Below are 24,391 nucleotides of genomic sequence, written 5' to 3'. Positions count from 1 at the left end.
GACGCACAGCGTCCCGGCGGGCCCTCGCCCGAATCGGATCAGTGCGGGGTCAGCCGCGCTGGATGCCCGAGGTGTCCTGCAGCACGCCGCGGCGGCCGTCCTGCGTCTGCGCCACCAGCTGCTGGCCGCGCTGCTCGACCGCCAGGTACCAGGTGCCGGGAGCCAGCTCGGCGATCGGCGTCGGCGAACCGTCCTCGCCGTACAGCGGGCGGGTGGCCGGGACCGCGAACCAGAACGGCTGGAAGTTCGGGTCGGCGGACGCGCCGGTCGCCGCGGCGGGCGCGGCCTGGGTGGGCGCCGCGAACGACTGCTGCGGCGCGGGGGCGCCAGGACCGGGGTAGCCGTAGCCCGGCTGCGGAGCGCCGGCACCCGGGTAGCCGTAGCCGGCGGGCTGCGGGGCGCTGGGGCCACCACCGGTCAGCGGGGCCTTCAGACCCGGGACCAGCGGGGTCATGATGGCGGCGGCGGCCAGCACCAGGGCGGCCAGCAGGCCGAGGATCAGGCCGACGCCCGCGCTGGTCTCGCCGCCACCACCCAGGGACCAGAGCGCGGCCCAGGCCGAGGTGACGGCCAGCGCGGTGCCCCACTGGTTCAACTTCAGGCCGCCGAACTCCTTGTCCTGCGGCAGGAAGCGGGAGCCGACGATCGCGCCGGCGCCCAGGACACCGGCCAGGTAGACCGACGGCAGGACCGGGAAGATGTTGGAGTCCCAGGCGTTGATGCCTTCGCTGCCGCCACCGAACTCGCCGAGATCAACGGTGTAGACGTCCAGGAACGAGGCGATGAAGAGCAGGACCGCTGCTCCGATTACTACAGCGTCGCCTCGGGAGAGCGAGCGGTTGTTCACGTCAGATCCTTCGTGGTTCTCGTCGTCATGGTCTGGTCAGACAGGGCGGGCCCCATCGTATGTATGAAGTTCTGAACCGGGCCCGGGGAACAGCAGGACTGTTTCCTACGCGACACGCTTGTGATACGGCCGTGACGTGCCCCGCCCGCGCCTGACCCGGGCGGGTCAGATGCCAGGCGCCAGCCGTCTCAGCACCCGTAGCGAGCCGTGCTCCGAGACCTCTGTGAAGGCGCCGCTCGACACGGCGCGCCGCCAGATCCGGTACGGGGCCTGGCCGCCGAGCGCCGGGTCGGGGAACACGTCGTGGATCACCAGCAGCCCGTCCTGGGCGAGTTGGGGCACCCAGCTCTCGTAGTCGGCGGTGGCGTGCGCGTCCGTGTGGCCGCCGTCGACGAAGACGAGCCCGAACCGGCCGCCACCACCGCCCCCGAGCGCCGCGGCGGCCTGTGGGGATCCGCCCACCACCGCCACGACGTGCGCTTCGAGCCCGGCGTCGGCCACGGTACGCCGGAAGACCGGCAGCGTGTCCAGGCGCGAGCCGTCCCAGGCGTCGAGCAGCTCCGGGTCGTGGTACTCCTGTCCCGGCTGCTGCTCCTCGCTACCGCGGTGGTGGTCGACGGTGACGACCACGGTGCCGGCCCGGCGGGCGGCGTCGGCCAGCAGCAGCGTGGAGCGGCCGCAGTAGCTGCCGATCTCCAGCAACGGCAGGCCGAGGCGCCCCGCCTCGACGGCCGCGGCGTGCAGCGCCCGGCCCTCGCCGACCGGCATGAAGCCCTTCGCCGCCTCGAACGCGGCGAAGACGGCGAACTCCGTCTCCTCCGCGTCCGGAATCGTGCCCGGTCCCGTCACGCGTCCCCCTGTGGTCCGGTTCCTTGCGGTCACATGCTGCCCTATGGGTGGCGCGGCGGAGCCAGCGGGGTCAGCCGACCCGGGCGAGCGGCGCCTGTTGCAGCGGGACGGGCTTGGCGACGGACATCACCGGGGCCGGCGGATCGCCGTCCGGCGCGGGACCGCCCGGGACGGCCGGCGCGGGCGTCGCGGTGGGCGTCGGCTCCGGGACGGACGAGGCGGCCGGGACGGCGGGGGCCGGCGTCTCGGCCGCCGGGGAATCGGCCGCCGCCACGGAGGCGGGCTCGGCGGGCCCGGCCGTACTCGCCTCCGCGCCGGCGGGCGCCGCCGCCGACGTCGGGACCGGCTCGGCCGGCGCCGGCGTCCCGGTCTCCGCCGGCGCTGCCGCCGGCATCGGCTCCGGTTCCGGTGCGGCGGTCCGCGCCAGGCCGCACGGCACCGCGACCGTGCTGTACGGCAGCAGCAGCACGCCGTCCGTCGTCCACCGGCCGGTGCCCGGCAGCCAGCCGTCCGGCGCGGCCAGGTGACGCAACTCCCGCTGCCTCGGCTGCCAGACCGCCACCCAGTCGGCGCTCGCCGTCGTCATCCGCAGCGCCACGGCGCACGCCTCGGGCATCAGTACCTGCCCGGGCTGCAGCGCGAACGGCGTCACCGTCACGTTCTCCGGGTGCAGGGCCTCGGGGAACCGGACCGGCGACTGACTGCCGAGCACGCCCCAGCCGATCCGGTCGGCGCCCGGCGCGTCGGAGCGCACCAGCAGCAGCCCGCTGTCCGGGTCGGCCAGCAGCAGCCGGTCGTTGCTGTCCTCCGCGATGCGCAGCAACTCCGCCGGCTCGCCGCCGTGTTCGACGTCCACGGTGACGGTACGGGTACGGCCGTCCGCGTCCGTCCGGTCGAGTGCGAGCAGCCGCCCCGAGGCGTCGAGCCAGGCGCCGCCCGAGCAGCGGCCGGCCAGCACCGTCACCAGTTCGGGGCCGAAGGCGCCCCCGCACACCAGCCACAGCGCCGTCGTCTCCTCCTGCCTCGCCAGCGCGTACACGCGGGCCCCGTCGGGCGCCGGCGGCAGCAGCGTCAGCACCTCCGACTCGACGGCGCCGAGCGGCAGTTCACCGGTCTCGGGCCCCGAGGGGTAGAGCAGTGAGAAGTGGTGGCGGCCGTCGGCCCGGCGGCCGATCAGCACCCGACCGTCGGCCAGCGGCATCAGCTCGCTGCCCGGGTCCTCGGGCTGCGTCCCCGGCAGCCGCACCGCGTAGGGCTCCGGGCCGTCCAGCGTCCAGCGCTCGGGACACCAGCAGTCGGCGCCGTCCACCAGGACGAGGCGGGCGGCATAGCCGCCGCCCGCCGCGATCGTCAACGGTGCCGGGCGGAACGCGGGTGGTCCCGGCACGCGCGCGGGCTCGGTGACCTCGGCCGTCATGACTCTCCTGCCTCTCGCGCCCGCAGCCGGCGGGCCCGGCGTCGAACGTGCTGGACCCGAAGGACGGAAGACCTCTGGTACACGGGACGCTCACCTCCAGCGAGGACGCTAGGTTCGTACTGCCAGCCGAACAACTCGGCTTGTGCTGCTTCACGCATAAGGGTGACGGTCGCCCGATTCCCATGATCAACCGGGGTCGGGTGTGCGTGCGGCCGACCGGTCGCCGGAAGCGCGGGGCCCGGCCCGGCGGGGGGCGGTAGCCTGGGCGGGTGCCCGTACTCTCCGACGTGATCGCCGCGCTCGACGTCCTCTGGCCCCGCGAGCGGGCCGAGGACTGGGACGCCGTGGGTCCCGTCTGCGGTGACCCGGACGCCAAGGTGGGCCGGGTGCTGTTCGCCGTCGACCCCGTGCGGGAGGTCGTCGACGAGGCGGTGGCCATCGGCGCCGACCTGCTGGTCACCCACCACCCGCTCTACCTGCGCGGCACCACCACCGTCTCGGCCGACACCTTCAAGGGCCGGGTCGTGCACACCCTCATCCGGCACGGCGTCGCCCTGCACGTCGCCCACACCAACGCGGACCGCGCCGACCCCGGCGTCTCCGACGCCCTCGCCGGCGCGCTCGACCTGCGCGTCACCGGGCCGCTGGTCCCCGACCCCACCGACCCGGCCGGGCGGCGCGGCCTCGGCCGGCTGTGCGAGCTCGACCACCCGCTGCCGCTCGGCGAGTTCACGGCGCTGGTCGCCGCCCGGCTGCCCGCCACCGCGCAGGGCGTCCGCTCGGCGGGCCCCGCCGACCTGCCGGTCCGCACGGTCGCCGTCTGCGGCGGCTCGGGCGACAGCCTCTTCGACCACGTCAGGGCGGCGGGCGTCGACGCCTACGTCACCGCCGACCTGCGACACCACCCCGCCTCCGAGGCCCGCGAACACGCCGGCGGCCTCGGCCTGGTCGACGCCGCCCACTGGGCCACCGAATGGCCGTGGTGCGCGTTGGCCGCCGCCCAGCTCGACACCGTCTCGGAACGGCACGGGTGGGGCCTGCGCACCCACGTGTCCCACCGGATCACCGACCCCTGGGTCACCCACCACCCCTCCCGCAGCCCCCAGCAGCAGTGAAGGAGCCCCCAACTGAACGCCGCGCCCGCCGACCAGATCCGGTTGCTTGACCTCCAGGCCCTGGACGTCCGGCTGACCCAGCTCGCGCACCGGCGCGAAAACCTGCCGGAGCACGCCGAGATCCGCGCCCTGGAGGCCGATCTCACCCAGCAGCGCGACCTGTTGGTGGCCGCGCAGACCGAGGAGAGCGACACCGCCCGCGACCAGACCAAGGCGGAGCAGGACGTCGACCAGGTGCGGCAGCGTGCCGCGCGCGACCAGCAGCGTCTCGACTCCGGGTTGGTGACCAACCCCAAGGACCTGGCCAGCCTGCAGAGCGAGTTGGCCTCGCTGGCCAGGCGGCAGGACGACCTGGAGACCATCGTCCTCGAGATCATGGAGCGGCACGAGGCCGCCCAGTCCCGCGCCAAGGAACTCGCCGCCCGGCTCGACGAGTTGCAGGCCACGGCGACCGAGGCGACCCAGCGCAGGGACGCCGCCACCCAGGACATCGACGCCGAGGTGGCCGCCGTCCGCAAGGAGCGCTCCGAGGTGGCGGCCGAGCTCCCCGCCGACCTGCTCAAGCTCTACGACAAGCTGCGGGAGCAGCAGGGCGGCATCGGCGCGGCCCGGCTCTACCAGCGGCGCTGTGAGGGCTGCCGGCTCGAACTCAACATCACCGAACTGAACGAGGTCCGGGCCGCCGCGCCCGACACCGTGGTGCGGTGCGAGAACTGCCGCCGCATCCTGGTCCGGACGCCAGAATCCGGGCTGTGAGCCCGGTGGAGCTCGTGGTGCACGCCGACGGCGGCTCCCGGGGCAACCCGGGGCCCGCCGGCTACGGCGCCGTTGTCGCCGACGCCGAAACCGGCGAAGTGCTCTCCGAGACGGCGGAGTTCATCGGCCGGGCGACCAACAACGTCGCCGAGTACCGGGGCCTGATCGCCGGCCTGCGGGCCGCGCACGCGATCGACCCCCGGGCGCGGGTGCGGGTCCGGATGGACTCCAAGCTCGTCGTGGAGCAGATGTCGGGCCGCTGGCAGATCAAGCACCCCGACATGCGGCCGCTGGCCGCCGAGGCCCGCGCCGTCTTCCAGCCGGGCGCGGTCAGTTACGAATGGATCCCCCGCGAGCGCAACAAGCACGCCGACCGGCTCGCCAACGAGGCGATGGATCGTGGCCATGCGGAGGCGCCTGCCGGCTTCGCGGCTCGAAGGGACCCCGGCCACGGCCGGCTCGAGTCCGCCCAGGGGGGCGGGGCTTCGCCCCGAACCCCGGCGGGCGGCTCGCGCCGCTTCGCGGCTGACGCCGGGGCCGAGCCCCGTGCCCCGGAGGACGTCCCGAGCGGCGCCACCGGCCCCGCCGGCCGGGCGGCGTCCGGCCCTGCGGGCCGGGCCGCCGGCGAAACGGAGCCCCGTGTCCCGGAGGACGCCGCCAGCGGCGCCGGCCGGGCGGAGCCCGGAGCCGGCGGGCCGCGCGGCAGCGCCGGGGCGGAGCGTGACGCGGCCGGCGTGCGGCGCGGGGGCGTGGGGCCGGGCCGCGGCGACCGGGCTGCTGTGGCGGCCCCCGGGTGGGGGAGGACCGCCGGGGCGGCGACCACGTTGCTGCTGCTCCGGCACGGGGAGACGCCGCTCACCCCGCAGAAGCGGTTCTCGGGAAGCACCGGCGGGGACCCCGAGCTCTCCGAGACCGGCCGCCGGCAGGCGGAGGCCGCCGCGCGGGTGCTCGCCGAGGCCGGCGTGGCCGCCGTCGTCAGCTCGCCGCTGGCCCGCTGCCTGCAGACCGCCGAGATCGTGGCGCGCCGGCTCGACCTCCCCGTGCGGACGGACGACGGGCTGCGGGAGACGGACTTCGGCGCCTGGGAGGGCCTCACCTTCGCCGAGATCCAGCAGCGCCACCCGGCCGACCTGGCCGCCTGGCTGCGCGATCCGGACGCCCGACCCACCGGCGGCGGCGAGAGCTTCACCGCCGTGGCCCGCCGCGTCGCCGCCGCCCGGGACCGCGTCCTCGCGCGCCACGCCGGCCGCACCGTGCTGGTCGTCAGCCACGTCACGCCGATCAAGTCGCTGCTGCGGCTGGCCCTCGACGCCCCGCCGATCGCCATGTTCCGGATGGAGCTGTCGGCCGCCGCGCTCTCCGAGGTCGCCTACTACCCGGACGGCAACGCGTCCGTCCGCCGCTTCAACGACACCGGCCACCTGGCGGCCGTCACAGCTCGGTGACCACCACGTCGAGCCGGCCGGGCGCGGCCTCCTCCACCCGGTAGCCCAGGTCGCGGAGGGCCTCGACCAGCCGGCGCGGCGTGCGCGGCAGTGGCCCCGCCAGGAGCAGCTCCCGCACCAGCCGGCCCTTCGTGGCCTTGTTGAAGTGGCTGACCACGGACCGACGTTCGACCCCGTCCACGATCCGGGACTGGAGCACCCGCACCGTGACGGTGCGGTCCGCCACCTCGCCCGCCGGCCGCCACATCGCCGCGTACGCCGACGACCGCAGGTCGAGCACCGGCCCCTCGCCCGCCACGGCGGGCAGCACCGAGGCCAGCGGCCCACGCCAGTGGGCGGCCAGCGCGCCGAGGCCCGGCAGTCGCACCCCGCCCGAGCAGCGGTAGGCCGGGATCCGGTCGGTGATCCGCACGACGCCCCACAGGCCGGAGAACACCAGCAACGAGGCGCGCGCCCGCCGCCTGGCCGCCGTGTCGAGCGAGGCCAGGTCGAGCGCGTCGTACAGCACCCCGGTGTAGATGTCCCCGGCCGGCCGCGCCGGCGCGCTCCGCAGCGCCGCGTTGCGCGCCATTTCGGCGCCCTGCCGCTCGCTCAGACCCAGGACCTCGCGCGCCTTCACCTCGTCCCCGGCGCACAACTCGACCAACTCGTCGAGCACGGCCTCCCGGGCCGGACCGAGCTCCGGCGAGGACAACGCCCCGGGATCGAACGGGGCTCCCCTGACGGCCCCGGCCTTCCCCTCAGACGGCGGTAGCAGCACGAGCATCGCCCCAGACTACCCGTCGGCGCAGGTAGGATGGCCGGCACGGCGGACGAGCCGGCCGGGCGGTCGCGGCGGGATCCCTGATCCCGCCGAGGAACGTCCGGGCTCCACAGGGCAGGGTGGTAGGTAACGCCTACCTGGGGCGACCCACGGGAAAGTGCCACAGAAAGCAAACCGCCGGGGCCGCGCGAGCGGCACCCGGTAAGGGTGAAACGGTGGTGTAAGAGACCACCAGCGCCCAGGGTGACCTGGGCGGCTCGGTAAACCCCACCCGGAGCAAGGTCAAGAGGGAGCACGGCGTGCTCCTGCGCGGACGACCGAGGGCTGCCCGCCCGAGTCCGCGGGTAGACCGCTTGAGGCCGGTGGCGACACCGGTCCCAGATGGATGACCGCCTCCCCGCCGGCCGCGAGGCCGACGGGAGACAGAACCCGGCGTACAGGCCGACTCGTCCGCCGCCCCGGCGTTTCCGCAGGTCACAGGGGTTCTATGGGGGTGTTTCCGGGCGCCGGGTCGAATCGGGGGCGTTTTTTGCTCCCACCGGGCGCGGTTCGGGCCGGGAATGCGGGTGCCGTGGGCCCGTCACTGCTCTGAGTGATCTCTGACGACGGTGTGCCCTCTCTTCGCGCGCCAAGGCATGACGGCCGGGCGAAATGGCCTATGGACCAAGGCACGATGGGTTCGCCTGGGCGGGTGTGGTTGGCCTGCCTCCGGGGTGGAGCGCGGACGAAGGGGCCTGTACCTCACAGGCAGGGTTTTGTCGCTGTCGTCCCCCAGCCGTGTGCGGCACTGCCTGGGTGGGACCTCGGTGGGCGCCGCCTCGCGATCGATGGCGGTCCTATGCGGGGCGAGTCGCGGTGAGGGTGAGTTCGTTGTCGGTGGTGAAGGCGAGCCTCACGGGCAGGTCCCCGTGGTCGGTGGTGGGGTAGACGTCGGTCTTCTTGCGGTCGGCGGTGTCTCCTGCGATGCGGGTGAGGGGGATGGAGGAGCCGTCCCGGGTGGTGAGGGCGAGGCGCCAGGTGGCTGGGGTGTCTGCTCGGGTGTGGTCGATGGTCAGGGTGTGGGTGCCGGCGCTCGCCGGGGCGAGGGGGATGTCGAGCGAGGGGCCGTCCTCGGTGTGGCCCTTGGCGCCGGTGAGGGGCGTGTGGGCCGGGTGGACGGTGACGGTGATGGTGGACGTGGTCGCGGTGGTCTCGATGGCCGTGATCTCGAACTCCGTGTAGGCGGTGGCGGTCTCGTAGGAGCCGGCCAGCGGCCCTTCCTCCTCGGGGATGGTGATCTCAGTGCGCAGGGCCCGGTAGAGCGCGTCGTACTCCAGGACGCGGTTGGTGTACGCCGCGCCGTCCTCATACCTGGTGGACGAGGCGAGCTGCCCGCGCGCCCCAGGCAGGGTGTCGTACTCCCAGTCGGCCAGCAGCGTGCCGTCCGGATCGCCCTGCCGGAGTTCGGTCTTGCGTCCCAGCCCGTCGTAGCCGTAGGCGAGAGCCGAGCCGCGGCCGTCGGTGCGACGGACCAGCTGGCCCCGGTCGTCGTATTCGGAGACGGTCGTGCCGGCGTCGGGATCGGTGGCGCTTATCTGCCGGCCGCGTTGGTCGTAGGCGTAGGCCCAGGTGTTGCCCGCCGGATCGGTGACCTCGGTGAGCTGGCCGCGCCCGTCGTACTCGTAGGCGGTGGTGTCGTAGGTGGAGTCGAGGGTGCGCGTGTGGTGCTGGCGCAGTTCCGTTGTGCGCCCGCGGGCGTCGGTTCATGGCCCCGGACTTCGACCGCTTTGCCACCTACGCCTACGACGAGGCCGGCAACATGTTGTCGATCTCGGACGTGTCCGAATCCGGCACGGACACCCAGTGCTTCCGCTACGACCACCTGCGGCGGTTGACCGAAGCGTGGGCCCAGGGCACTAGGAGCTGTGCCACGACGCCGTCGGAGTCCGCGATGGGCGGCCCCGCGCCCTACTGGCACTCCTACACCTACGACGCCGTCGGCAACCGACTCACCGAGACGCTGCACGAGGAGGACACCGAGCGCACCTACACCTACCCAGAGCCGGGGCAGCCGCAGCCCCACACCGTCACCTCCGTCGTCGACGAGGCCCCGGACGTGACCTCCCTGGAGCAGTACACCTACGACGAGGCCGGGAACACACGCACCCGACAGCTCGGCGGTGACACCCAGACCCTCACCTGGAACGCCGAAGGGCGGCTCGCCGAGGTCGAGGAAGCCGACGGCTCACGCACCGAATATGTCTACGACGCCGACGGCCAGCGGCTGATCGGCCGGACTCCGACCGAAACCACCCTCTACCTCGGCCACACCGAACTCACCGTCGCCGAGGGCGAGTCGACCGCTCGCGCCACCCGGTACATCGACGCGGGCGGCGGCAACACGGTGGTCTTCGGTGACGACGGCACCCTCACCTATCTGCTGGCCGACCACCTCGGCACCGGACAGGTCGCCGTCGACGCTTACACGCTCGACGTGGCCCACCGCCGCAACCTCCCCTTCGGCGGCATACGCGGACCTGACCCGTTCTTCTGGGCCGGCACCCGCGGATACGTGGGCGGAACGACGGCCCCGTCCACTGGCCTGACTCATCTCGGTGCACGCGAGTACGACCCGGCACTGGGGCGGTTCGTCTCCGTCGACCCGCTGATGGACCTGACCGACCCACAGCAGATCCACGGCTACGCCTACGCCAACAACAACCCCGTCACCTTCAGCGACCCCACCGGCCTCATCCTCGACACCTGCTGGAACGGTGGCTACTCCTGCAACTTCGACGGCAGGGGCAATATCACCGGCGTCAAAAAGAACGGCGTCCCCGGCATCGTCCAAGCCCTGCCGACCCCGCGCACCGACTCCCAGGTTTCCTACGCCAGCAACCAGCAGGGCCAGACCCAACGCGCCTGCGCCCGCGAACTCTGCGGCTCTCCCGGGCCCGTCTACGCCTCACCCCGCATCCCCGAACCCGAGCCCGCCCCGGTCGTCCAGGACAGCAGCAGCTGGTGGGAGATAGGCCTCGACATCGCCGGCGACGTCACAGGCTACAACGACCTCAAGGACTGCGTGGGCCGTGACTGGGTGGCCTGCGGCATGCTGGTGGCCTCCGTCGCGACAGGCGGAAGCGGCCGCGGAGTCATCCTCGCCGCCCGCTACGCCGACGAGGCCGTCGACGCCGCACGCTACGTCGACGACGCTGCGAGCTGTGCGCGCCACTCGTTCCTGGCCGGTACCGATGTCCTGATGGCCGACGGCAGCCGCCGCAACATCGAAGACCTCGAAATCGGCGACGCGATCCTCGCCACCGATCCTGAGACTGGGGAAACCAAGCCCCACACCATCACGTCCACAATCATCACCGACTCCGATAAGGAGTTCACAAAACTCACCCTTCGCGATGCAGAAGGCGTCAACCAGACCATCGTTGCCACCTCGCACCATCCCTTCTGGAACGTAACCGATGAAACCTGGACCAACGCCTCCGAGCTCACTCCCGGCAGCGTCCTCCGTACCCCGGACGGCGCCACCATCACGGTCGCAGAGGTCCGCACCTACCGAGACGCAGGACGCACATACGACCTGACCGTCGAAACTGTTCACGCTTACTATGTCTTCGCCGAGGCCTCTCCGGTCCTAGTACACAACTGCCCTTCGGGGGGCTTCCTCAGTAGAATTTTCGGGAGGGGTGGGGAACCGCCGCAGCCTGCACCGAATGCCACTGTCGGTGACCTGCGTGGAATCGCTCACGATAACGTGGATGCCAACGGAAACTGGGTGCCCGATTCGGATAAAATGCACCTATTGAGTGGCCAGACCGATGAGTCTTTCATGCGTTCAATTTTCATGCCGGATGATGAGGCCCGCAGCTATATGACGTACCACAGCGATGGTCATATGATGGAAGGTAACCATCGAATGGCTGAGCTCATGTCTCGGGCTGCTAATCCCCGATCCACGATTAGCTGGGAGACTCCAATATATATACGCGGATGGGGAGGGTAGAGAGGTTGGGGATGTTTAGGCCGGGGGGATTCCCCACATGGCTTGCGGAGCGCCGGGTTCGCTGCCTCACGGCGACCGCACTCCTTTCCCTCCTGGAAGAAGCGGAGAGGCGTGGAGTGGGGCTGGCGGGGAATTTGGGATGGTTTCGCAAAAACTTGGCAGAAATCTCCGAGATCTTCGCGGTGCCACGTACTGACTACAGAGTGGTCACTGGTCATGTTCGATCCACGGTGATTCTTTTGACTGTGGACGGAAAGTATCGGTGGATGGTACTTGATATTCCTCCATGGAGAATGCTGAGATTGCGGCCGGTGAGCTCTCAAGGGCTGTGTCAGCTACTGAGGCGTCTGACTGCACAGCAGCCTTCCGTGGCCTGGTACGAGGGAGAGGAATAAAAGCCCTCGGTCTGTAACATCTGTTTCGTCGTTCAGCCTCTTGTGGCCAGTCATGACTAGGTGAGCTGGGTGGCGATGGCCGTAATCGTGACAGAAATGAGTCATGAATGGCCATGTGCTGGCAGCACACCGGAACCCTCATGGGGAGGGATCGGGCTCACTGACCTACGAGAAGGCGTCTCCAGGGTGTCCGCCCCAGGTTATGGGCCGGGTCGAATCGGGGTCGAATTGGGGTGGATGCGTGTGATCGGCTTCGATCCGCTCTGAGGGCATCACCGCAGCTCAGGACCTGTATGGCCCGGCCTGTGACCGGGCCCAACGGGGGCGGCGGATGAACCCGGCGTACATGGCCGACTCGTCCGCCGCCCCACGTCGTCGCAGGTCAGAGGCGGTGCGTGCGTGGTGAGAATGGTCGGGGGCGAACTGGGGGAAATCGCGCCCGCACTCACCCCGGGCCGGGGATTACCCGGCGTTCGCCGTGGTTTCGGCCTTCTCGGGGCCCCGGCGGGGCGGAAGGCGCTGCCGAAGGCGGTGACTCGCACGGCCTCCACGGCCAGTTGTGGGTGTGCGTAGGTGTCCCAGGTCTCGGAGGACAGGGCCGGCATGGTCTTGGGGTCGTGCTGGCCGCAGGAGCCCGGTCGCGACTCCGCAGCCCCGGCCGGATCGCCGATCACCTCGTCGGCCAAGCCATAGGTGTCACACAGCGTGTCACGAGGGACCACGGTTCGGTAGGACACCGCCGTACGACCTCTTCTCATGCCGCATGGCGCGCGTGGGGCTCAGTACGACTTCCCGGGCTCGGGCCCGGATCGGCCGTAGTCGCGCTCGTGGAGGGCCTCGCACAGGGTGCGGAACAGTCGGCCGTCAGGCGCGGTGCCGTACGTTTCGATGTGTCAGCGCCGCACCACGGAGGGGCCGTGCCTTGACTGGCGTCGAGTCGCGGCCCTCACCTCGCTGAATCTGACCAGACGGTGACGTCTCGCGGCTGACCGGACCACGGCCGTGGCGGCGTGCCTAGCGTGGCCGGTGTGACTGTTCGCATTCATGCACGCGAGGCCGTGCCCGCCGTGCCGCCCGACCCGCCGCGTCACGCGTACCGGGCCCCCCTTGCCGGGGTTGCCGTGGCCCTGTCGCTTTTCGCCGCCGCGGCCGTCGTCGGGGTGGCGGTGTTCGACAAGGAGCGGCTTCACCTGGGCTGGCCACCGTTGTTCGCCCAGTGGCTGCCGCATCTGGGCCCGGGTACTCCCGTGGCGGTCTGTGTGGCCGTGCTGGTGGTGGTCTACGGGCCGGGGCTCGCCGTCCGGTTGGCGTGGCGATGGCTCCCGGGTTCGGTGGCGGTGGCCTCCCTGGCGTGGGTGCTGTCCCTGGCCCTGGTCGACGGCTGGCAGCGGGGGTTCGTCGACCGGCTGGCCACCGGTCAGGAGTATCTGACCGCGGTGGACGACATCGGGGACGCGGGCGTCTTCCTGCGGACGTTCGTGACACGGATCCCGATCGACGCGGAGGGCAACTGGCCGGCGCATGTGGCCGGTCACCCACCGGGCGCCACCCTGACGTTCGTCCTCCTGGACCGGATCGGGCTGGCCGGCGGGGCGTGGGCGGCGGCGTTCTGCGTGCTGGCCGGAGCGTCGGCGGCGGCAGCGGTGCTGATCACCCTTCGGGCGGTGGTCGGCGAGGAGGTGGCGCGCCGGGCGGCGCCGTTCCTGGTGCTCGCGCCGGCCGCGGTGTGGCTCGGGGTGTCCGCCGACGGGTACTTCGCCGCGGTGGCGGCCTGGGCGGTCGCGCTGCTGGCGCTGTCCGCGACGGGCGCGGCCCAGTGGCCCAGGGCGGCCGCGGTCGGCTCGGGGGTGCTGTTCGGGTGGCTGCTCTACCTGTCCTACGGGCTGGTGCTGATGGCGCCGATAGCGGCCGCCGTGCTGGTGTTGGCCCGCACGTGGCGACCGATCCCCTGTGTGGTGGTGGGCGTCGTGCCGTGGGTGGTGGCCTTCACGGCGGCCGGGTTCTCGTGGTTCGAGGGGTACACGACGCTTGTCGAGCGGTACTACGCGGGCGTCGCAGGCGTCCGGCCGTACGGCTACTTCGTGTGGGCGAACCTGGCGGTTCAGGTGCTGTCCGTGGGGCCGGCCGTCGCGGCGGGTCTCGCGTCGCTGGCCGTGGCCCGACGGCGTGGCGGGCGGCTGGCGGTGCTGGTGGGCGCCGGTGTGCTGGCGATCGTGGTGGCGGACCTGTCGGGGATGAGCAAGGCGGAGACGGAGCGCATCTGGTTGCCGTTCGCCTTGTGGCTGCTGCCGGCCTGCGTGGCCCTGCCGGGGGGTGGAGACCGGTCGCGGTGGTGGCTGGCGGCGCAGGGGGCGACGGCCCTGGTGGTCAACCACCTGTGGCTGACCAGGTGGTGAGCGGGATGGGCACGATGGTGCGGTTCCGGGGCCGGTTGCACGACGCGCGGACCGCGACCGTGCTGGGGCGCTGGCTCGGCCTGGCGGTGGTCGTGTGCTTCTTCACCGGGCTGGTCAGCCATCTGCTTCAGGAGCCGCCCGGCTGGCTGGCGCCGCGGCTGCCGTCGCGCCCGGTGTGGGGCTACCGGCTCACGCAGGGGCTGCACGTGGCGACGGGCGTCGCGGCGGTGCCGCTGCTGCTGGTGAAGCTGTGGGCGGTATATCCGGCGCTCTTCCAGTGGCCCCCTGTGCGGTCGGCGCGGCACGCCCTGGAACGGGCGTCGGTCGGCGTGCTGGTCGCGACCGCGCTGCTGGAGACGGTACTCGGCCTGGCCAACATCGCGCAGTGGTACCCGTGGCCGTTCTCCTTCAGACGGACCCACTGGGCGCTCGCGTGGGTGTTGCTGGGGGCGACGCTGCTGCATGTGGCGGTGAAGGCGCCGGACATCGCCCGGCACTGGCGGCGCCGGCGGGTCGATCCGGACGCGGCCGACCGGCGTTCACTGTTGCGCGGGGTCGGCGCCGCGGTCGGAGTGTTGACGGTCGTGACGGCCGGGCAGTCGGTGCCGGCGCTGCGTCCGCTGACGCTCCTCGCGCCGCGTCGGCCGGACGCCTCGACCCAGGGCGTACCGGTCAACCGGACGGCGGCGCAGGCCGGCGTGGGCCGGATCGCGGTGGCCGGGTGGCGCCTCGTGGTGGCCGGACCTGAGGGCTACGCGCTGACGCTTCACGAGTTGCGGGAGCTGCCACAGCACACGGAGCGGCTGCCGATCGCCTGCGTCGAGGGGTGGAGCGCGTCCGCGGAGTGGACGGGGGTGCGGCTGCGGGACCTGCTGGACCGGGCCGGGGCGCCGGCCGCCGCCCGGGTGCGGGTGGTGTCCTCGCAGCGTCGGGGAGCGTACCGGACGACCGAGATGGGGCCGACGTACACCCGGGACGGTCTGACGCTCCTCGCGCTGCGGCTGAACGGCGAGGAACTGTCGCCCGATCACGGTTTCCCGGCGCGGATCATCGCGCCCAACCGGCCGGGGGTGCTGCAGACCAAGTGGGTGTCGAGGATCGAGGTGGTGGCGCGATGAGGGCGGCCCGGTGGCTGCTGGGCGCGGTGGGGGCGCTGTCGATGGCCGCGGGGGCGCGGATGCTGCTGGGCCAGCCCGCGCCGACGGGGGTGGTGCGGTGGCTGGCTGGGGCGGTGGTTCTGCACGACGTCGTACTGGCGCCCCTGGTGTTGGCGGTGGGACTGCTGGTGCGGCGGCTCCGCGGGCATGGGGTGCGGGGCGTGGTGCGCGGCGGCCTGATGGTCGCGGGCTGTGTCACGCTGGCGGCACTGCCGCCGCTGCTGCGGCCCGGCCAGCCGGCGAACCCGACCGTGCTGCCCCTCGACTACGGGCGGAACGTGCTGCTCCTGGTCACCGTCACCGGGGTGGTGACCCTGGTCCTCGCCGCGCTGGCGCGGTCACGCCGCCAGCGCGCGTCCTGCCGGGTTCTCAGGAGCGATTGACCAGCGCCAGGAAGGGACGGCCGGCGACGGACCACGAGCCGACCCTGGTCCAACCCGCGTCCTCGGCATGGGTGGCCAGTGCCGTGGAACCCACCCGGGCCCAGGGGAAGGATGCTTGTGACGGGCTGTCATCCGTGGCGAGTCGGGCGGAGAACCGCTCGTCGACGTCCTCCGCCACGGCCTCGGCGACGAGCAGCCCGCCGGGTGCGAGCAGCCGGGCCACCCGGCGGAGCAGCGCGCCCGGGTCGCCGCCGATGCCCACGTTGCCGTCGAGCAGCAGCGCGCTGCCCCACCATCCCTCGGCCGGCACTTCGCCGAACACCGAGCGGAGCAGGGCCGTGCCGCCCGCCGCGCGGCAACGGGCGACGGCGGCCGGCGCGGTGTCGATGCCGAGCGCGGGACGGGCGGCGCGGGCCAGGGCGGCGACCATCCGGCCGGGGCCGCAGCCGATGTCGAGGACGCTGCCGGTACAGCGGCGCAACACCGTCTGGTCGGCGGCGTCGGGCGCGGCGCACCAGCGCTCGACGTCCATCGGGAGCCGGCTGCCGTCGGGGCGGCACAGGTAGAGGGGTCCCCGGCCCGCGACGACCGCCCGGCCGTAGGCGTCGGCGGCCCAAGGCGCGGTGTCTGTGGCGAGGATCATCGTTCGGCCTCCGCGCGCAGTGTGCGGTAGACGGCGGCGAACCGGCCGTCGGGCGCCGCCCGGGCGACCTCGGCGGCGTCGGAGGCCGTGTCGACGTCCCGCAGGGTCGGCAGTTCACGTATCGAGAGCCCGGCCTCGGCCAGTCGGCGGCGCTGGGCCGCGCCGGTGGTCGGCATGGACATGGGGACGCCCCGCACGAGCGCGGGGCTCGGCTCGGCCAGGCCGAGAGCCCAGAACCCGCCGTCGGCGGCCGGCCCGAACCAGGCGCGGCCCGGCGGCCAGGCGTCCGGCGTGGTCGCGGGGGCCAGCAGCCCGGGTGTGATCTGCGGGGTGTCCATGCCGACCAGCAGCGCGGGGCCCGCCCAGGGGGCGAAGGCGGCGGCGATCCGTTCGTCGAGCCCGCCGGGTGTCTGGGCCACCACCTCGTAGCCGGCCGGGAGCCAGGGGCCCGGCCGGCCGTCGAGCACGAGGACGCGGCGCCTGGCGGGGACGCCCAACAGCGCCCGGAGGGTGTCGGCGAGTGCGGCCTCGGCGAGTCGCGCGGCCTGTGCCGGGGTGAACGGCGGGGTGAGGCGGGTCTTCACCCGGCCGGGCAGCGGCTCCTTGGCGATGACCAGCACGGTCAGGGCGGGTGCGGCGGTCACGCGAGAACCCGCCGCATGTCGTGGACGGCCTGGAGGGTGCCGCGCCAGGTGCCGGTCACCTTGGAGTCACCGGTGCGCGGCCGGTAGGGCACGTCGACCTCGGTGACGCGCCAGCCGGCCTCGGCCGCGCGCACGGCCATCTGCAGCGGGTAGCCGCTGCGCCGGTCCGTCAGATCCAGACCGAGGAGCGCCTCGCGGCGTGCCACCCGCAGGGGGCCAAGGTCGTGAAGGCGCAGTCCGGTTCGGCGTCGCACCATCCGGGCCAGGACCAGGTTGCCGGCCCTGGCGTGCGGCGGCCAGACGCCGCGGCCGACCGGCCGGCGCCGCCCGAGCACCAGCTCGGCCTGGCCCGCGCTGACGGCGGCCGCCAGCCGGGGCAGGTCGGCCGGGTCCAGGGAGGCGTCGCAGTCGCAGAAGGCCACCAGGTCGCCGTCAGCGGCGAGGAGCCCGGCGTGCGCGGCGGCCCCGAAGCCGCGGCGCGGCTCGTGGACGACCCGGGCGCCCAGCCTGCGGGCCAGGTCGGCCGAGCCGTCGGTGGATCCGTTGTCGACGACAAGGGCGCGCCAGCCGGCCGGTATGCGGGCCAGGACCCAGGGGAGGGCGGCCGCTTCGTTCAGGCAGGGCAGCACCACATCGCCCTGCGGGGAAGGGGAGTTGGTCACCCTCTTCACCCTACGGAGACGAAAGCCGCGAATCGGGCGTGGCACCTTACGAAACCCTGACGTCCGCCGCCGGCCCCCGGCTCGGCCTCCCGGAGGACGGCGCGCGGTGTGAGACTTCCGGAATGCGACAGGAAGAAGGACAGCGGGTGCTGGTGGTGGACGACGACCCGACCGTGACCGAGGTGGTGGCCGGCTACCTGGGCCGGGCCGGCTTCGTCGTCGACCGGGTCGCCGACGGGCGCGGCGCGCTCGCCCGGGCCGCCACCCACCCACCCGACCTGGTGGTGCTCGATCTGATGCTGCCCGGCCTCGACGGCCTGACGATCTGCCGCGAGCTGCGCCGCTCCGGGCCGGTACCGGTGGTGATGCTGACGGCGCGCGGCGACGAGGAGGACCGGATCCTCGGTCTCGAGGTGGGCGCCGACGACTATGTGACCAAGCCGTTCAGCCCCCGGGAGTTGGTGCTGCGCGTCGCCTCGGTGCTACGACGGAGCGCCGCGGCCGGCGCGGAGGCCGCCGCGGGACCCGTGCTGCGCGGCGGCGGCATCACGCTGGACCCCGCCGCCCGCACCGTGACCCAGGACGGGACCGAACTACGCCTGACCCTGCGGGAGTTCGACCTTCTGGCGCACTTCCTGCGGCATCCGGGGCGGGTGTTCACCCGGGAGGAGCTGATGGAACGGGTGTGGGGCTGGGACTTCGGCGACCTGTCGACCGTGACGGTCCACGTGCGGCGGCTGCGGCACAAGGTGGAGGCCGACCCGGCGCGGCCACGCCTCGTCGCCACCGTCTGGGGGGTGGGCTACCGCTTCGACGGCGCCCGGGAACGCACCGGCGAGGCGGGGGGCTGACGGTGGCGGCGGGACTGTTCGGCCAACTCGACCTGGTGCGGGACCTGCCGGTGATCGCGGCCTACGCGGGCGCCGGCGCCACGGTCGCCGGCCTGGCCGGCGCGCTGGTGCTCGCCGCTGTGCGGCGCCGGTCGGTGTCGGTGGCGTTCGCCGTGCTCATCGCGGTGACCGTCGGGTCCCTGCTGGCCGGGACGCTGTCGGTGGCCTGGGCGATGTTCCTGTCCGGGCACGACCTCGCGGTGGTGGTGACGGTCGGGGCGGTCAGCGCGATCACGGCCACCGGCGCGGCACTGCTGCTCGGCCGCTGGGTGACGGGCGCGCACCGCGATCTGGAGCGGGCGGCGCGCCGGCTCGGTGACGGGGGCGGCTTCGTCCCGCCGACCGCGCCGATGCCCGCGGAGTTGTCGTCGTTGGCCCGGTGCCTGGCCGAGACGGACGCCCGGCTGGCGGAGTCCCGAGAGCGGGAGAGAACACTGGAGGCGTCCCGCCGGGAGCTGGTCGCGTGGATCTCGCACGATCTGCGGACGCCGCTTGCCGGGCTGCGGGCCATGGCCGAGGCTCTGGAGGACGGCGTCGCCGAGGACCCGGAGCGCTACCAGCGGCAGATCCGCGGCGAGGTCGAGCGACTGACCGTCATGGTCGGCGACCTGTTCGAACTGTCCCGTATCCAGGTCGGGGCCCTCACCCTGAACCCGACCCGGCTGTCGGTGTACGACCTCATCAGTGACGCCATCGCGGGCGCCGACCCCCTCGCGCGCAGCTCCGGGGTACGGCTCACCGACGCCGGGGTCGAGCCGGTGCCCGTGGAAGTGGACGGCGGTGAGATGAACCGTGTGCTCGCCAACCTCCTCGTCAACGCCATCCGGCACACGCCGGCCGACGGCACGGTGGCCGTGGCCGCGACGCGGGACGGACAGGGCTCGGTGGTGCTGTCCGTGACGGACGGCTGCGGCGGCATCGCCGACGAGGACCTGCCCCGGGTCTTCGACATGGGCTGGCGCGCCGCCGACGCCCGCACCCCGCCGGGCGGCGCCGGCCTCGGACTCGCGATCGTGCGCGGCATCGTCGAGGCCCACGCCGGCCGCACCGAGGTGCGCAACGTGCCAGGCGGCTGCCGCTTCGAGGTCATCCTCCCCGCCGCGTAGCCGCCGCTCAGGCGGGCACGGGCGGCGCGTCCGCCAGCGGAGCGGTGGCGAAGCGGGCCATGCCGGCCGCGAAGCCGACGCGCGGACGCCAACCGAGTTCGTCCCGCAGGCGCCGGGAGGACGCCGTGACATGCCGGACGTCCCCCAGCCGGTACTCGCCCGTCACCACCGGCTCAGGGCCGCCGCGCGCCGTGGCCAGCGCCCGCGCCGCCTCCCCCACGGTGTGGGGCTCGCCGGTGCCGGTGTTGTAGGCGCGCAGCGTCCCCTCGGGCCGGTCCGCGAGGGCGGTCAGCGCGGCGAGGTTGGCGCCCGCGACGTCCGTGACGTGCACGAAGTCGCGCCGCTGTCCGCCGTCCTCGAAGACCCGCGGCGGGGCGCCCGCCTCCAGCGCGGAACGGAAGAACGCCGCGACCCCGGCGTAGGGGGTGTCGCGCGGCATGCGGTCCCCGTACACGTTGTGGTAGCGCAGACTGACGGCCCGCCCGCCGGTGGCGCGCGCCCACGCCGCGGCCAGGTGTTCCTGCGCGAGCTTGGTGGTGGCGTAGACGTTGCGCGGGTCCATCGGCGCGTCCTCCGTGACCAGCCCCGGCACGAGGGCGGCGCCGCAGTCCGGGCAGCGCGGCTCGAACCGTCCGGCGGCCAGGTCGGCGGGCGAGCGTGGCCCGGGTCGCACCGTTCCGTGCCGGGAGCACGCGTACGCGCCCTCCCCGTACACCACCATCGAACCGGCCAACACCAGCCCGCTCACGCCGGCTTCGGCCATGGCGGTCAACAGCACCGCCGTCCCCAGGTCGTTGACCGAGACATAGCCGGCGGCGTCGGAGAACCCCTTGCCGAGCCCCACCATCGCCGCCTGGTGGCTGACCGCGGTGACGCCGCGCAACGCACGCGTCACCGCTTCCTCGTCCCGGACGTCGCCACGAATCCACTCTCCCGCGCCGGGCTCCGGCGGCGGTCGGAGATCCAGGACGACGACCTCGTGACCGGCGGTGCGAACCGCCGAGACGACATGTGAGCCGATGAAGCCGGCGCCTCCGGTGACCAGTACCCGCATGACCCGACGGTACCCAGCACGCTCCGCGGGCCGGGCGCTTCCCGACGTCACGTCAGCGTTCCGTAAGATGCCGTCGTGCGGCCGGGACGGCGGCTCCGCGGCCCGGCTGGGCAAGTCGCCCGCGGACCTGGATCCCCCGGGGGCTCGACCGTCTCGCCACCAGGCACGGCATGGCCGACACGCTGAAGGCCCGCCTGCGTGACGGGGGGTGCCCGACCGCGCCGGGCGGCGACCGGCCCCACCCTCGTGGAGCAGGCCACCGCACGGGTCTTCGTGCGACTCGGCCCCATCCCGTGATGTGTGCCGCTCGTTCGGGTGCGGCGCTACCTGTCGCTCAGGCCGCCCGCCCCCGTCCGATGGGTGGAGTTCGCCCGTCCGGAGCGGCGTCTCGACCACAGGTGACACGAGGCTTGGCCTACCGGGCTTCCGATACCTCGGGAGAGGCGTTCGTCCCGGGTGCCGCCGCGGCTTCGGCAGCCTCGATCTGTTCCTCCGTCCAGCCCGCGTCGCGGCGCCGCGTGTACTCCAGCACGCGCGTGAGCTCCTTCTTCACCACCGGCGCCAGCAGGTACAGGCCGATGATGTTGAACACCGCGCCCAGGAACAGGAAGCAGTCCGACAGGTCCACCAGTGTCCCGAGCGACAGCAGGGCGCCCGCGATGGTGATGAGGCAGAAGACGACCTTGAAGACGTTCTCGCTGGTCCGCGACTTTCCGAACAGGTGGGTCCACGCCGTCAGGCCGTAGTAGCCCCAGGTGATGATCGTGGAGAACGCGAAGAGGAAGACCGCCACGGTCAGTACCCAGGGGAACCACGGCAGCGCGGTGTCGAAGGCGTCCGAGGTGATCGCGATGCCCGGGTTGCCGCCCACCTCGGCTATCTGCTCGACGGTGGTCGGGTCGCCGCCCCCCGCGGCGGTGTCGCGGGCGGCGTCGTAGAGGGGACCGCCGGCGATGATGATCGTCAGGGCGGTCACGGTGCAGATGACCACCGTGTCGACGAACGGTTCCAGCAGCGCGACCAGCCCTTCGCTCGCGGGGCGCCTGGTCTTCACGGCGGAGTGGGCGATCGGCGCGGAGCCGATGCCGGCCTCGTTGGAGAACGCGGCCCGGCGGAAGCCCTGGATGAGCGCGCCGATCACGCCGCCGGTGACGCCCTCGGGGCTGAACGCGCTGCTGACGATGGTGCCCAGGGCGTCGGGCACCTCGCCGACGTTGAACCCGATGACGATCAGGCATGCCGTCAGGTAGACGATCGCCATGGCTGGGACCAGGCGGCTGGTGACCTGGCCGATGGACCGGATGCCGCCGATGATGACCAGGCCGGCGAGCGCGGCGACGACCACCCCGAACAGCAGCGACCCGGCGGAGTTGGTGAAGAAGTCGGTGTGTTCGTCGGTCACGGCGCCGAGTTGCTCCAGGCTCTGGTTCACCTGGAAGAGGTTGCCGCCGACGAAGCCGAAGAAGAGGATCATCACCGCCGACGCGAACGACAGCACCGTTCCGAGGCCGGCCAGTCCGCGTTCGGCGAGGCCCTTGCGCAGGTAGTGCATCGGGCCGCCGGAGACCCGGCCGTCCGCGTCGATCTCCCGGTACTTCACGCCGAGGGTGCACTCGACGAACTTGGTCGCCATGCCCAGGAGGCCACAGAGGATCATCCAGAACGTGGCCCCCGGCCCGCCGACCGAGACCGCGATCGCCACGCCCGCGATGTTGCCCAGGCCCACGGTGCCGGAGACGGCCGAGGTCAGCGCCTGGAAGTGGCTGATCTCGCCCGGCGCGTCCTTCTGCTCGTACTTTCCGCTCATGAATCTCAACGCCGTGCGCAGATGGCGGAACTGCGCCAGACCGAAGTAGATCGTGAAGATCAGGCCGGCGAGCGCCAGCCAGCCGACGATGATCGGGAAATCGGCGTCGAAGACGCTGACGTCGTAGAAGACGATATCGCTCAGAAACTCGGTGACCGGCTCGAAGAAGTCGTTGACGGCCTCGTCAACGGTGTCGGTCCAGGAATCGTTCGCCACGGGCAAAACCTCGACTTGGAGATGTGGGGCAACGGTTTGGAAGATGATCTGCCCGGGCGGGGCGGTGTCAGGCTTCCTCTCACGAATCCCACACGGCACGGCGCGAGTCCGGTCGCAGTCCGAATTAATCCGGAATTACTCCCAGAATGCCGACCGGTAATGATCGGAGCGAGGTCGTCTCGGCCGGTGTCCCGGAAGCCGGGGGCGTCGCTGTGGCATCAGGCCGCCTGCCACGACGAGGCCGGCGGCGACGGCGAGTACGGGGGGATTCGCGTTGCCCGTGTCGGGCAGCGGGCCGGGGAGCGGCCGCTTCACGGCGATCCGGTGGATCCTGATCACGGTGGTGCTGGCGGCGCTGCGCGAGTGGGCCCGACCGCCGCCCGGCCGGACTGTCGCCGCCGGGTCACGCTCGGCGCGAGGAGAGCGTCGCCGGCGGCGACGGTGCGGATTCCCGCAAGCGGGGTCTCGGGCGAGGTGCCCTTGAGGAGGAAGCCGCTGGCGCCGGCCTTGAGGGCGGCGAACACGTACTCGTCGAGGTCAGGCATTCGTACGTCCATCAGGGGGTGGGTTGATCGTTGCCTCGGCGGCCGTGAGGCCGCTGATGACCGCCGATGTCCGTGACCGCCGCTGGCGCTGTTCGACGCGCTCGCCGCCGATTCCTACTCATGGGGAAGCGCCGAGGAACCGACCTCGCCTGTGCCGTCATGGCGACCGACCTCGTGGCAACGGGTCGTCAGCGGCCCGTACTTCCCTGTTCGGCTGCTGACCTGCGGAAGCGTGGGCAGGGGCCGATGGCTCGTGGTGGCCCCCCGTGCCGTCAGCACGGTCACTCGGGCTCGGTGCGATCGGCCGGGCCCGTGCCTACGAGGCCCCGTCGGTCAAGGCCGTCCGCTCGAGGGGAAACGGAGGGGCAACCGCCGATGATGCCTGGCTGTCGGTGATCGTGAGGACGATGCCGAAGACGGAGATCGCGCTGCTGCCGCCCGCCATGGCGAACGTCCACCGGCGGCGGCTTCGGGCTGTGCTCAGGTACTGCCAGCCGGCCATCGCGAGGGTTATGCCCTGGACCAGGAACCAGGGTTCGAAGATCGCAAGGTCCAGCAGAGCCGCGTTGTCCTTCTCGGCCTCCGTCCAGGGTCCGTTGGGCTGGGGGTGGTCGACCTCCCTGCGGCCCGCCAGATGCATCGCCTTGGGGGAGGGGGACCGCCGGGGTGGCCTCGGCGGCGGCGCGGAACAGCGCGCCGAAGGCGGTGACCTTGACGCCCTCCACGGCTACCGGCGGGTGGGCGTAGGTGTCCCAGGTCCCGGAGAAACTCGGCGTGCCGGGACAGGGCCTGCACGGCCCTGGGGTCGTGCCGGCCACAGGCGCCGAGCCGTGAGGTGTGGAAGTGCTTGAGATCGTGGCGGCGGGTGTCCTCCGGTAGCCCCGCCAGCTGCACGGCGGCCCGGAACCTCCGGTTGAAGTCGCCGCGTTGCACGGGCCTCCCGTAGCGGTTGGTGACGATCAGGCCATCGTCGGGCGGTGGCACACAGCCGCGTGCTCGTCTCCGGCGTTCGGACCGGGCGGTCACCGTGGCCGCCCTGGGGAACCGTTGGACGTGCTCGGCCAGGCGCTCGATCAGGAAGTGGTCCACCGGGATGGTGGCGTAGCCGGACTTCGTCTTGAGCTGTTTGGACTGCCCGCGCTGCCGCTCGATGCGGGAGACGACGTTGGTCGGGCCGCCGGGTGCACCGGCCGCAGGCGCCCTCCGATCGTGCGCGTGTTCTGGGCGGCTGGCGGGGGGGGGCGTGCTTCAGGGGCGTGGATCGGCGCGCCCCGCCCTTGCGTACCTTTGCGGCCGATAAGCAT

The 24,391-nt window shown here is 72.8% G+C and carries 21 protein-coding genes, 1 other RNA gene and 1 pseudogene; 11 read left to right on the top strand and 12 right to left on the bottom strand.

The features are described 5' to 3' along the window. Nucleotides 1-49 precede the first annotated feature (49 nt). The 3 genes from ACFWI8_RS31560 to ACFWI8_RS31550 all read right to left on the bottom strand — a co-directional run bounded on the left by ACFWI8_RS31560 (nucleotide 50) and on the right by ACFWI8_RS31550 (nucleotide 3,113). Nucleotides 50-847: a DUF5336 domain-containing protein gene (locus ACFWI8_RS31560; RefSeq protein WP_387098554.1), complete on the bottom strand. Its 798-nt coding sequence runs from the start codon at nucleotides 845-847 to the stop codon at nucleotides 50-52. 165 nt (nucleotides 848-1,012) lie between these two features. Continuing rightward, on the bottom strand, nucleotides 1,013-1,615 hold the full coding sequence (locus ACFWI8_RS31555) for a class I SAM-dependent methyltransferase (RefSeq protein WP_387098564.1): 603 nt from the start codon (nucleotides 1,613-1,615) through the stop codon (nucleotides 1,013-1,015). Nucleotides 1,616-1,766: 151 nt separating this feature from the next. Next, nucleotides 1,767-3,113 carry a hypothetical protein gene (locus ACFWI8_RS31550; protein ID WP_387098552.1) on the bottom strand — a complete coding sequence of 449 codons (1,347 nt, stop codon included), beginning with the start codon at nucleotides 3,111-3,113 and terminating at the stop codon, nucleotides 1,767-1,769. A gap of 269 nt (nucleotides 3,114-3,382) precedes the next feature. On the opposite strand from ACFWI8_RS31550, the gene ACFWI8_RS31545 reads away from it, so the two are divergent. Genes ACFWI8_RS31545 through ACFWI8_RS31535 form a run of 3 tightly spaced genes read left to right on the top strand, consistent with a single transcriptional unit; the run spans nucleotide 3,383 to nucleotide 6,429 of the window. Continuing rightward, nucleotides 3,383-4,228 carry a Nif3-like dinuclear metal center hexameric protein gene (locus tag ACFWI8_RS31545; protein WP_387098550.1) on the top strand — a complete coding sequence of 282 codons (846 nt, stop codon included), beginning with the start codon at nucleotides 3,383-3,385 and terminating at the stop codon, nucleotides 4,226-4,228. A 12-nt stretch (nucleotides 4,229-4,240) separates the two neighbouring features. After that, complete coding sequence (locus ACFWI8_RS31540) at nucleotides 4,241-4,984, top strand: zinc ribbon domain-containing protein (protein WP_387098562.1); 744 nt, start codon at nucleotides 4,241-4,243, stop codon at nucleotides 4,982-4,984. Further along, nucleotides 4,981-6,429 carry a bifunctional RNase H/acid phosphatase gene (locus ACFWI8_RS31535; RefSeq protein ID WP_387098548.1) on the top strand — a complete coding sequence of 483 codons (1,449 nt, stop codon included), beginning with the start codon at nucleotides 4,981-4,983 and terminating at the stop codon, nucleotides 6,427-6,429. Before ACFWI8_RS31540 ends, ACFWI8_RS31535 begins: the two co-directional genes overlap by 4 nt. Here the strand turns inward: ACFWI8_RS31535 and yaaA are convergent. Continuing rightward, nucleotides 6,416-7,195 carry a peroxide stress protein YaaA gene (yaaA, locus tag ACFWI8_RS31530; protein ID WP_387098546.1) on the bottom strand — a complete coding sequence of 260 codons (780 nt, stop codon included), beginning with the start codon at nucleotides 7,193-7,195 and terminating at the stop codon, nucleotides 6,416-6,418. The genes ACFWI8_RS31535 and yaaA overlap by 14 nt on opposite strands. 47 nt (nucleotides 7,196-7,242) lie before the next feature. On the opposite strand from yaaA, the gene rnpB reads away from it, so the two are divergent. Beyond that, nucleotides 7,243-7,645: RNase P RNA component class A (gene rnpB, locus ACFWI8_RS31525), an RNA gene on the top strand. 573 nt (nucleotides 7,646-8,218) lie between these two features. Next, nucleotides 8,219-8,413 carry a hypothetical protein gene (locus ACFWI8_RS31520; RefSeq protein WP_387098544.1) on the top strand — a complete coding sequence of 65 codons (195 nt, stop codon included), beginning with the start codon at nucleotides 8,219-8,221 and terminating at the stop codon, nucleotides 8,411-8,413. A 209-nt stretch (nucleotides 8,414-8,622) separates the two neighbouring features. On the opposite strand, the pseudogene ACFWI8_RS31515 reads toward ACFWI8_RS31520, so the two are convergent. Beyond that, nucleotides 8,623-8,907, bottom strand: a pseudogene (locus ACFWI8_RS31515) (hypothetical protein); the annotation flags it as partial. A 29-nt stretch (nucleotides 8,908-8,936) separates the two neighbouring features. On the opposite strand from ACFWI8_RS31515, the gene ACFWI8_RS31510 reads away from it, so the two are divergent. From ACFWI8_RS31510 to ACFWI8_RS31495, 4 genes are all read left to right on the top strand, one after another. Then, complete coding sequence (locus ACFWI8_RS31510) at nucleotides 8,937-11,189, top strand: polymorphic toxin-type HINT domain-containing protein (RefSeq protein ID WP_387098542.1); 2,253 nt, start codon at nucleotides 8,937-8,939, stop codon at nucleotides 11,187-11,189. A gap of 1,414 nt (nucleotides 11,190-12,603) precedes the next feature. Then, the gene (locus tag ACFWI8_RS31505; protein WP_387098540.1) at nucleotides 12,604-13,980 is read left to right on the top strand and encodes a hypothetical protein; all 1,377 of its coding nucleotides are present in this window, start codon (nucleotides 12,604-12,606) and stop codon (nucleotides 13,978-13,980) included. Between the two features lie 14 nt (nucleotides 13,981-13,994). After that, complete coding sequence (locus tag ACFWI8_RS31500; RefSeq protein WP_387098560.1) at nucleotides 13,995-15,098, top strand: molybdopterin-dependent oxidoreductase; 1,104 nt, start codon at nucleotides 13,995-13,997, stop codon at nucleotides 15,096-15,098. Beyond that, entirely contained in the window at nucleotides 15,095-15,520 is a 426-nt protein-coding gene (locus ACFWI8_RS31495) for a hypothetical protein (RefSeq protein ID WP_387098538.1), read from the top strand. Before ACFWI8_RS31500 ends, ACFWI8_RS31495 begins: the two co-directional genes overlap by 4 nt. On the opposite strand, the gene ACFWI8_RS31490 is transcribed toward ACFWI8_RS31495, so the two are convergent. From ACFWI8_RS31490 to ACFWI8_RS31480, 3 genes are read right to left on the bottom strand one after another with little or no spacing between them, the layout of a single operon-like run. Continuing rightward, nucleotides 15,507-16,163 carry a methyltransferase domain-containing protein gene (locus ACFWI8_RS31490; protein ID WP_387098536.1) on the bottom strand — a complete coding sequence of 219 codons (657 nt, stop codon included), beginning with the start codon at nucleotides 16,161-16,163 and terminating at the stop codon, nucleotides 15,507-15,509. The genes ACFWI8_RS31495 and ACFWI8_RS31490 overlap by 14 nt on opposite strands. Continuing rightward, nucleotides 16,160-16,807: a DUF2064 domain-containing protein gene (locus ACFWI8_RS31485; RefSeq protein ID WP_387098534.1), complete on the bottom strand. Its 648-nt coding sequence runs from the start codon at nucleotides 16,805-16,807 to the stop codon at nucleotides 16,160-16,162. The genes ACFWI8_RS31490 and ACFWI8_RS31485 overlap by 4 nt, the downstream gene beginning before the upstream one ends. Next, nucleotides 16,804-17,478: a glycosyltransferase family 2 protein gene (locus ACFWI8_RS31480; RefSeq protein WP_387098532.1), complete on the bottom strand. Its 675-nt coding sequence runs from the start codon at nucleotides 17,476-17,478 to the stop codon at nucleotides 16,804-16,806. The genes ACFWI8_RS31485 and ACFWI8_RS31480 overlap by 4 nt, the downstream gene beginning before the upstream one ends. Nucleotides 17,479-17,591: 113 nt before the next feature. Between ACFWI8_RS31480 and ACFWI8_RS31475 the strand changes: the two genes are divergently transcribed. After that, complete coding sequence (locus tag ACFWI8_RS31475; RefSeq protein ID WP_387098530.1) at nucleotides 17,592-18,320, top strand: response regulator transcription factor; 729 nt, start codon at nucleotides 17,592-17,594, stop codon at nucleotides 18,318-18,320. 35 nt (nucleotides 18,321-18,355) lie between these two features. Next, nucleotides 18,356-19,465: a sensor histidine kinase gene (locus ACFWI8_RS31470; RefSeq protein ID WP_387098558.1), complete on the top strand. Its 1,110-nt coding sequence runs from the start codon at nucleotides 18,356-18,358 to the stop codon at nucleotides 19,463-19,465. A 7-nt stretch (nucleotides 19,466-19,472) separates the two neighbouring features. Here ACFWI8_RS31470 and ACFWI8_RS31465 read toward each other — a convergent pair whose 3' ends face one another. The 4 genes from ACFWI8_RS31465 to ACFWI8_RS31450 form a co-directional block, all read right to left on the bottom strand. After that, entirely contained in the window at nucleotides 19,473-20,519 is a 1,047-nt protein-coding gene (locus tag ACFWI8_RS31465; protein ID WP_387098528.1) for an NAD-dependent epimerase/dehydratase family protein, read from the bottom strand. 415 nt (nucleotides 20,520-20,934) lie between these two features. Then, the gene (locus tag ACFWI8_RS31460) at nucleotides 20,935-22,542 is read right to left on the bottom strand and encodes an alanine/glycine:cation symporter family protein (RefSeq protein WP_387098526.1); all 1,608 of its coding nucleotides are present in this window, start codon (nucleotides 22,540-22,542) and stop codon (nucleotides 20,935-20,937) included. A 335-nt stretch (nucleotides 22,543-22,877) separates the two neighbouring features. Then, a complete protein-coding gene (locus tag ACFWI8_RS31455) occupies nucleotides 22,878-23,087 on the bottom strand; it encodes a hypothetical protein (protein WP_387098524.1) in 210 nt (69 codons plus the stop codon). A gap of 316 nt (nucleotides 23,088-23,403) precedes the next feature. After that, nucleotides 23,404-23,727: a hypothetical protein gene (locus tag ACFWI8_RS31450; protein ID WP_387098522.1), complete on the bottom strand. Its 324-nt coding sequence runs from the start codon at nucleotides 23,725-23,727 to the stop codon at nucleotides 23,404-23,406. Nucleotides 23,728-24,391: the final 664 nt, after the last annotated feature.

Origin of the sequence: Streptomyces sp. NPDC127098, assembly GCF_042722465.1 — a bacterium.
Taxonomy (GTDB): domain Bacteria; phylum Actinomycetota; class Actinomycetes; order Streptomycetales; family Streptomycetaceae; genus Streptomyces; species Streptomyces millisiae.
Note: the sequence above shows the minus strand (reverse complement) of the source record. Positions and strands in the feature narration are given on the sequence as shown.

Bases quoted from the DNA above. Each gene is read 5' to 3' on its own strand.
- ACFWI8_RS31490 (WP_387098536.1), bottom strand. From the start codon at position 16,163: ATGATCCTCGCCACAGACACCGCGCCTTGGGCCGCCGACGCCTACGGC.
- ACFWI8_RS31455 (WP_387098524.1), bottom strand. From the start codon at position 23,087: ATGCCTGACCTCGACGAGTACGTGTTCGCCGCCCTCAAGGCCGGCGCC.
- ACFWI8_RS31500 (WP_387098560.1), top strand. From the start codon at position 13,995: ATGGTGCGGTTCCGGGGCCGGTTGCACGACGCGCGGACCGCGACCGTG.
- ACFWI8_RS31495 (WP_387098538.1), top strand. From the start codon at position 15,095: ATGAGGGCGGCCCGGTGGCTGCTGGGCGCGGTGGGGGCGCTGTCGATG.
- ACFWI8_RS31450 (WP_387098522.1), bottom strand. From the start codon at position 23,727: ATGCATCTGGCGGGCCGCAGGGAGGTCGACCACCCCCAGCCCAACGGA.
- ACFWI8_RS31475 (WP_387098530.1), top strand. From the start codon at position 17,592: ATGCGACAGGAAGAAGGACAGCGGGTGCTGGTGGTGGACGACGACCCG.
- ACFWI8_RS31555 (WP_387098564.1), bottom strand. From the start codon at position 1,615: ATGCCGGTCGGCGAGGGCCGGGCGCTGCACGCCGCGGCCGTCGAGGCG.
- ACFWI8_RS31465 (WP_387098528.1), bottom strand. From the start codon at position 20,519: ATGCGGGTACTGGTCACCGGAGGCGCCGGCTTCATCGGCTCACATGTC.
- yaaA (WP_387098546.1), bottom strand. From the start codon at position 7,195: ATGCTCGTGCTGCTACCGCCGTCTGAGGGGAAGGCCGGGGCCGTCAGG.
- ACFWI8_RS31550 (WP_387098552.1), bottom strand. From the start codon at position 3,113: ATGACGGCCGAGGTCACCGAGCCCGCGCGCGTGCCGGGACCACCCGCG.
- ACFWI8_RS31510 (WP_387098542.1), top strand. From the start codon at position 8,937: ATGGCCCCGGACTTCGACCGCTTTGCCACCTACGCCTACGACGAGGCC.